This is a genomic window from Mycobacterium sp., from assembly GCF_036273375.1.
In the GTDB taxonomy this organism is placed as follows: Bacteria; Actinomycetota; Actinomycetes; order Mycobacteriales; family Mycobacteriaceae; genus Mycobacterium.
Genome location: NZ_DASUHS010000201.1, coordinates 1 through 7,547 on the forward strand (window position 1 = coordinate 1; position 7,547 = coordinate 7,547).

Annotated in this window: 6 protein-coding genes and 2 pseudogenes; 6 read left to right on the plus strand and 2 right to left on the minus strand. The window is 65.5% G+C overall.

The window, feature by feature from the left end; all coding sequences use genetic code 11:
* Positions 1-360: MBL fold metallo-hydrolase (locus VFW69_RS18330; protein WP_526503185.1), on the plus strand; the 360-nt coding region annotated here is incomplete at its 5' end.
* Positions 361-713: 353 nt separating this feature from the next.
* Positions 714-1,760 carry a hypothetical protein gene (locus VFW69_RS18335; protein ID WP_526503187.1) on the plus strand — a complete coding sequence of 349 codons (1,047 nt, stop codon included), beginning with the start codon at positions 714-716 and terminating at the stop codon, positions 1,758-1,760.
* 157 nt (positions 1,761-1,917) lie between these two features.
* On the opposite strand, the gene VFW69_RS18340 is transcribed toward VFW69_RS18335, so the two are convergent.
* Positions 1,918-2,463 carry a hypothetical protein gene (locus VFW69_RS18340; protein ID WP_526503189.1) on the minus strand — a complete coding sequence of 182 codons (546 nt, stop codon included), beginning with the start codon at positions 2,461-2,463 and terminating at the stop codon, positions 1,918-1,920.
* A 1,290-nt stretch (positions 2,464-3,753) separates the two neighbouring features.
* On the opposite strand from VFW69_RS18340, the gene VFW69_RS18345 reads away from it, so the two are divergent.
* On the plus strand, positions 3,754-4,200 hold the full coding sequence (locus VFW69_RS18345) for a hypothetical protein (protein WP_526503191.1): 447 nt from the start codon (positions 3,754-3,756) through the stop codon (positions 4,198-4,200).
* Positions 4,201-4,822: 622 nt separating this feature from the next.
* On the opposite strand, the gene VFW69_RS18350 is transcribed toward VFW69_RS18345, so the two are convergent.
* Positions 4,823-5,011, minus strand: a complete 189-nt coding sequence (locus VFW69_RS18350; protein WP_526503193.1) for a hypothetical protein — start codon at positions 5,009-5,011, stop codon at positions 4,823-4,825.
* Between the two features lie 134 nt (positions 5,012-5,145).
* Here VFW69_RS18350 and VFW69_RS18355 point away from each other — a divergent pair.
* The 3 genes and pseudogenes from VFW69_RS18355 to VFW69_RS18365 all read left to right on the plus strand — a co-directional run.
* Positions 5,146-5,802, plus strand: a pseudogene (locus tag VFW69_RS18355) (PGRS repeat-containing protein); the annotation flags it as partial.
* Between the two features lie 25 nt (positions 5,803-5,827).
* Positions 5,828-6,088, plus strand: a pseudogene (locus VFW69_RS18360) (magnesium chelatase); the annotation flags it as partial.
* Between the two features lie 329 nt (positions 6,089-6,417).
* A partial coding sequence (locus tag VFW69_RS18365) for a sigma 54-interacting transcriptional regulator (RefSeq protein WP_526503195.1) occupies positions 6,418-7,547 on the plus strand: 1,130 nt, incomplete at its 3' end.

The window sequence follows — 7,547 nt, forward strand, 5'->3', positions numbered from 1 at the left end:
GGCTTTGTCGTCACTGTGGCCGGTGGCCTGCTGGTTTATCACGCGGGAGACAGCGCGTACGGCCCGTTCTTCGCCTCGATCGGCGCGCGGTACCCCGGGATCGACATTGCGATGCTGCCGATCGGTGCCTATGCGCCGCGCTGGTTCATGCGCACGATGCACATGGATCCGGAGGAGGCCGTGCAGGCTGCCTGCGACGTCGGCGCTCGGGTGATGGTGCCGATGCACTGGGGCACCTTTTGGTTGTCCAGCGAACCGGCGCTGGAACCGATCGACCGCGCTCGAGCCGCCTGGTGCGCTGCGGGGCGAGATCGCGCGGACCTATGGGATCTTGCGGTAGGGGAGAGCCAGCCGCTCTGAGCAACGCTGTTAGGGAAGGCCTGGCGTTTACCGGACCGTACGCTGTGTGGTCGTTTTCGGCACTTGCGCGTCCATTAGCAGTTAGCTACTTTAGGTAATCAATTAGATTCTTTGAGTGACCGTCGCGGTAAGATGTTGAACGCAGTGTGAATCTATCGTGACGCAGCGAATGAAAAGTTAGTCCATTCAGGTGATCTGCGTCTCGCCTCGTTATGAAGCGATTCGCCACGCGATGTTTACTGTGACGGTTAACTACGAGTTAACCACCTACTGACATTTGCCAGGGCGAGTTCGACCCGACAGGGCTCAGCCCGAAAAAAGCCATACCCACGGTTCGCGAAAAGGAGATCCGCATGTCCGGCAAACAGCTTATCGACGCCTGCGATGAGACAGCAACCGTGGTAACCCTTTCCACCTACCCGCTGGACCAGAGCCGGACGCAGCGGCGTGGTCGCAAGGCGGTGGTCGCCGCTGCAGTTGGCGCGTTCGCCATCCTCGGTCCGATCATGCTTGCACCCAGCGCCTCCGCCGATCCTTCTTGCGGTAGCGGATGCAGCCACGACTCCAGCAGCACGGCTTCAAAACAGGTCAGCGGGGAACACAACTCGGTCACGGTCTCCGCGAGGGATGAAAGCAACGCATCTGCTACGGTGACCGGCAAGCGCAATAGCAGCAACACCACCGCAAACAATGACAGTGGTGGCCTCTTCGGCGGTGCCTTCACAGTCATTAAGGGTAATGACAACAAGGTCATCACAAAGGCGAATCACGGCAGTCTCGCCGTCAACGGAGTAGAAGGTAACCGCAACACTGTCGTCGCCAAGGCAGACGACGGCAGCGGCGCCGTCAACGGAGTCAAAGGTAACCGCAACACAGTCATCGCCAAGGCAGACGACCTCAGCGGCGCCGTCAACGGCATCGAAGGTGACCACAACACAGTCGTTGCCAAGGCAGACGACGGCAGCGGCGCCGTCAACGCCGTGAAGGGTGACCGCAACACAGTCATCGCCAAGGCTACCAACGGCGGCGTCGCCAGCAACGCCGCCGTTGGTAGCCACGACAAGGCTTCAGCCACGGCGAACCACGACGGCAAGGCCAGCAACACTGTCGTCGGTAACTACAGCACGGCCACCAGCTTCGCCGACGGCGCGGGTAGTGTCGCGACGTCCACCGCTGTCAACGGTGGCGAGGCCCACACCACCGCTCTCGCCGGCGGTAAGGCCACCGCTACAGCCACCGGTTCGCACCAAACGGCGACGGCTCTAGCGAGCGGCACCGGCGCGACGGCGACGGCGACGGCGACAGCCACCGGCGGCAGCACTGACTGCGGCACCACCGGCGTCGCATTCGCAGCCACCACCAGCAACGGTCACCTGACTGGCGCCTGTTACAGAGTCTAGCTCGACTACGGACAGGTAAAGCTGTTCATCGTTCCGATGGTGCTCTGCACTAACTGAATGATTATCGGTACCGCGGCAAAGCACACGCCGCTGTACCGATAATTCGTCCACGGTAAGTTAACAGACGCGATTGTCTGACGGACGGCCGCCCGGTCAGTCAGGGTTGACCGCCCACGAACAGCGCTGACCCGACGATCTGGTCGATGACATCCTGTTTGGGGGCGGCGGGTGCGTCAGAGACCCAGACCAAGACGACCGAGAATTCGTGATTTCCTTGGGCGTCGGGGGACGTTGCGCCAGTGGGAACCGCGGCAACCTCTGACACAAGCTTAGCACTCGGATTAGCGAAATTGAATCGGATCTGGTAGCCGTCCCGATGACCGACCTTGCCGGGACCCTGGCTGATAGTGTTACCCGGTTTCACGCCTTGGGCGCTGCTTACCGCCTGCTGTACTGCTTGTGCGGCCGCCTCGGCGCTGGGTGCAGTGAACGTCGCGAGCCGCGCGAGGCCGGTGGCGCAGGTCACCTCCTGGCTTCCCATACAGCTTGTGGGGAAGACCATTTCGGGTGTGCTCGGATTGCTGCTGTCGATGACCTGATGCCAACCCTCAGGGATGGCGACGGCGACATTGATGTTCGGTCCAGACAGCAACAGCCGCTCAGCGTTACCCGAGCCGCTACCGGCACCGCAGCCGGCCAGCACCAGGGCGGACGCTACAACAGCGCTGAACGCAGCCGCCCGACCCACCGGGCGGGGTGACGGGATGCTCCGTGTGTCAGACACCAATTCCTCCTAAGAAACCCGGCGGGGCAGTGGGCCGGTTGCCAAGTCAACCGGGTGGCCACGCCCCACCCTGAGATCGTGATGGGCCGAAGGATAACCACAACCGGACTGCTGGCTTCAGCGGTCTGGCACTTTCTAGCTTTTTCGGTAGTTCCGGATGGGACAAGTCCAGAGTTTGCGGTCTCGATCAGGCCTCACCCGTTAACAACCGCAGGCGCAGACCAGGTGCTCGCCTGAGCCTCTGCCAGGGGGCGGACTGGAGTATGCCAGCTGCCACCAGCGCGTATCTCGCCCGGGAGGTTGCCCGAGCGGTTGACCTGGAGGTGTCAGGAGGCATTGTGGGTGCTGGTGTCGGGTCAACAGTGCCGCATAGAGGGGTGTTCCCGCTGTCGGTAGGGGCTTTCGATGATCAGGGTGTGCGCTGCTGAAGTGAGCCGGTCGTCGGTGGGTCGGCGAGTAACGGGTCGCTCATCGTGGTCAGCCACTCGGCCGGTTTTAGGTGCAGAGATATGAGGCCTCCTATTCCCGCTCCCACGCCGACCCCGACTGACGTGGATCCTGAGGAGCCCGTCCAGGTAGCCGGTGATGTTGGGCTTGGGTGCTGGCGCCCATGCACTGACACCCTCTGGCTCTCCGGCGAACCGGCGTCAACCGATCGAGCGCACCCGCGCCGCCGCGTCTGTCTCCGGGCGGGATCGTGCGAATCTGTGGGACCTCACGGTGGAGGAGAGCCGACCACTCCCGGCGCCTGCTAGCCGGTCCCGTGCTGAGGATGCTGCGATCCGCCGTCGCGCTGAGAGCCGTCGAACCGACGCCCGGGTGTGGACGCATCCATCCGCCACCGCGCGGAAAACGGGACCGTGGGCATGAGACTTGGGAGTGAGGCGCACCGGTTCTCTTGCGGTCCTTTTGAACCTGTTTGCTGTCTTGTGGCTAGTATCGCGCCGTGACGTCTTGCATTCGATCTGTAATGTAGAGTGACGATTTCGTCCAACCGAGAGTACGTGGGCCGTAACACATTTACGACCCACTAGGCCGTCCGGGTGGTCTCATTCATATTTTGTTACATCAAGGTCCATATCGCGATTGTTGTTGTGACGGCTCAATCACCGCTGCGAGCGATGGCAAGTCAATATGGGTGCATCGTGTTTGGTGTGACCTGAGCCGGCCAATGGATCAGCAAGTCAGGTCACGACTACGGAGGTTTTCATGGATCACAAGACCACGCGGCGCCTCGGCGTTTTCGCTTCGTCCGCCGTCCTGGCGACCAGTTTGGTATTGGCCGCTGGAGGCACGGCGTTCGCCAGCGGGGGCCCCGGTGGAAACGGCAATGGCGGTGGCGCCGGCGGAGCGGGCGGCACATGCTCGACCTTTTTCTGCCAGGGCGGTAAAGGCGGTCCGGGCGGTCCGGGCGGTGTCGGCGGTCCCGGCGGTAGCAGCTTGTTCTTCGGCAACGGTGGCCAAGGTGGGCATGGCGGCGGCGGCGGCCAGGGCGGCCCCGGTGGCGTTGGCTTCTTCGGCGGTGGCGGCGGCAACGGCGGTGCGGGCGCGGCCGGCGGTGCGGGCGGCAACGGCGGTCCCTTCGGTGGCAACGGTGGCAACGGCGGCGGTGGCGGCGCCGGCGGTGGCGGCGGTGCGGGTGCCAACGGATTCTGAGCGAGTTAACGCACCAGTCTACGAACCCGCCGTCGATTATGGCGCTGTCGTGCCATAATCGGTGACGAGTTCAAGTAACGGCGCCCGACAATTCACCCCGAGCCGAGGCCCTGACTGAGGGCGAGTAAATGCGTTGAGGATGGGCCGCGGACGCGGTCTCATCCTCAACGCGTCTCCCGGCGCTACATAAGGACCCGTCGACTCACGAACGGCAACGGTTGAATCACCCAGTGTGCATCGATGGAAGAAAAACGGTTGGGTTCGCGCCGCGGGAGCCGCATCGCGACTCTACGCCGCCGAACCCGCGGGGGGATGGTACGTCACCGTGCGACCTAGGAAAGATGTATCAGCGACGACACGGGAGTGGGACGGCTTGCAGCAGCCGCTTTACGTTGAAGAATTGACTGGGCACATGTCACCCACGGCTCAAAATGTGGACATTCAGAAATGCGTAACGTCACGAGACGAGATCATGCAGAGGCTCGCTCGCAGGCTCCAGGCGGGCCGCGCCGCCGCGGTGATCGTTTCGGTCCTGGCCGCTATCGCGGTGTCCGCTGCGTGCCAAGACCAACCCAGTTACTCGCCAAGCAAGCAGCAGACCCCGTCGCGGGAATCCGGGCAATCAGGCGTACCAGGCCAACCCGGGCCGCCAGGTCAATCCGGCGAGCCGGGCCAACCAGGCCAACCAGGCCAACCCGGCGAGCCGGGCCAACCAGGCCAACCCGGTCAACCCGGAGGCGCCGGAGGGGCCGGAGGGGCCGGAGGGGCCGGCGGCAACGGTTTTTGACGTGCACGGAGTCGCCGGACTCATCGACAACACCAACCAACATCAAACGATTCTTAAAGAGGGGCGTCATGAAACGCGCTGTCACGTGTGCCGCGCTTGCCAGTCTTACCAGTGGTCTGCTCGTCTTCTCGGCATTGCCTGCCAGCGCCGCTCCCGGCGGTAACGGAGGCCCTGGAGGCGCCGGCGGTAGCGGCGGCCGCTGTGCCTCCGCAGGCTGTACCCCTGGTACTGGGGGCCACGGCGGCACCGGCGGCCACGGCGGCGTCCCCAACGGTCACGGCGGACAAGGCGGGGCCGGTGGGGCCGGTGGCGACAACATCAGCATCGTCTCGCTGTTCGGCGGAACAGGCGGTGCCGGCGGTGCCGGCGGTGCCGGCGGCCGGGGGGGAGCTCCGCATGGTAACGGCGGCGACGGCGGCCGCGGCGGGATGGGGGGAACCGGAGGTACGGGCTCGATCATAGGTGGCTTCGGCGGCGTCGGTGGCCAAGGTGGGAACGGTGGGGCTCCTGGAGGGCTTGGCGGTACCAGCGGCAACGGTGGCCAAGGGGGGACCGGCGGAACCGGCGGCTACGGCAGGGTCATCGGCGGGATGGGTGGCACGGGTGGATCCGGCGGGGGCCCCAACGGGCCTGGTGGTAATGGCGGTAATGGCGGTGCCGGCGGCCTCGCTGGCGGAGTCGGCGGCCTACCTGGCGCACCCGGCGGCACCGGCGGCAATGGGGGTGCTGGTGGCCTCGTCGGAGGTCCGGGCCTATGCGGTGGCACGGGTGGCCAGGGCGGCCTGATCAACGGCCCAACCGTCCCCTGTCGCTAGTGGATGTATTTGCGACCTTCAGCTGATTACCCCAGGCTCGATTCGCCGTACCGCCGAACTCGGCGACGACCTGCCAGTGGACTGGCGGCACCGCTCGCTGCGCTACACCGAAAAGCTCGCCACCCCGGATACCAGCGTCGGTGACCTGATCTGCGATGTCGACCCGGTGAAGGTCACCGAAGACCGCAGCCTGGGCGATCCGGACACGATCCACTTCGGTCTGGTGCCTCGGGGGCACCGCGGCGTCGTCGCTATCAACGAGCTTCCCAACCTCGCCGAGCGGATGGCAATGCTGGCGTCGTCGACGGCGTCGGAGGTCTACCCTGCGGCCCCACCGATACTGGAGGTAACGGTGGGGGACGGCGGCCACGTCGGAGGTTCGGGCCTGTGCGGTGGCACGGGCGGCCACGGCAGCCTGATCAAACGGACCGACCGTTCTTTGTCCCTAATTGCCTAGAAGTTGACGCCGATAGTCGTACTGCCCAAGGGGGAACTAATCGAGACAAACCTCGGCATGGGGCAGCACCTGGAGATCCTCACAGCCCAACCGGGATGCTGGCAGGGGATACGCGTGCGTAGCGTGGAGCCGTGGCCGTTATCTCTCCGCGTGGATTCCTGGAACCTCCGGCCGCGCTGCCGCGCACGCTAGGCGCGCTGCGCAGGTCCGAGCACGTGCGGCGGGACGTCAAAGGTGAGGTGCGGGCGAACCTCCTCGCTGCGTTGCGCAGCGGCCGCAACCCCTGGCCGGGCATCATCGGCTTCGCAGACACCGTGTTGCCGCAGCTAGAGCGGGCGCTGCTGGCCGGGCACGACGTGGTGCTGCTGGGGGAGCGCGGCCAGGGCAAGACCCGACTGTTACGCACGCTGGTCGGGCTGCTCGATGAGTGGACCCCGGTCATCGCCGGGGCCGAGCTGGCCGAACACCCCTACCAGCCGATCACCCCGAGCTCGATCCGTCGCGCCGCGGAACTCGGCGATGACCTGCCGGTGGTCTGGCGGCACCGCTCACTGCGCTACGCCGAAAAGCTCGCCACCCCCGACACCAGCGTCGGGGACCTCATCGGCGACGTCGACCCGGTGAAGGTCGCCGAAGGCCGCAGCCTGGGCGACCCGGAGACAATCCACTTCGGGTTGGTGCCCCGTTCTCACCGCGGCATCGTCGCCATCAACGAACTACCCGACCTGGCCGAGCGGATCCAGGTCTCGCTGCTCAACGTGATGGAGGAACGCGACATCCAGGTCCGCGGCTACACCCTGCGGCTGCCGCTGGATGTGCTCCTAGTCGCCAGCGCCAACCCCGAGGACTACACCAACCGCGGCCGGATCATCACCCCGCTGAAGGACCGCTTCGGTGCCGAGATCCGCACCCACTACCCGAGAGAGATGGTCGCCGAGGTCGCGCTGGTCGCTCAGGAAGCCGACCTGACCACTATCGGCGCGGAGGTCGGCGAACCGCTGATCGAGGTACTCGCCCGGTTCGCCCGCCACCTGCGCGGCAGTGCGGCGATCGACCAGCGCTCCGGAGTGTCGGCGCGGTTCGCCGTGGCCGGAGCGGAGACCGTCGCCGCAGCTGCGCTGCGCCGCGCCGCGCTGACCGGCGAGGACCACGCAGTCGCCCGCCCGGTCGACCTCGAAGCAGTTCCGGCGGTGCTGCGCGGCAAGCTGGAATTCGAATCCGGCTACGACCAACCATCAGCGGAACGCGACGAGCAGGGCGAGGTGCTGACCCACCTGCTGCGCCGCGC

Excerpts from the sequence above, each read along its gene's own strand:
- VFW69_RS18345 (WP_526503191.1), top strand. The coding sequence starts at position 3,754 with ATGGATCACAAGACCACGCGGCGCCTCGGCGTTTTCGCTTCGTCCGCC.
- VFW69_RS18350 (WP_526503193.1), bottom strand. The coding sequence starts at position 5,011 with ATGAGTCCGGCGACTCCGTGCACGTCAAAAACCGTTGCCGCCGGCCCC.
- VFW69_RS18335 (WP_526503187.1), top strand. The coding sequence starts at position 714 with ATGTCCGGCAAACAGCTTATCGACGCCTGCGATGAGACAGCAACCGTG.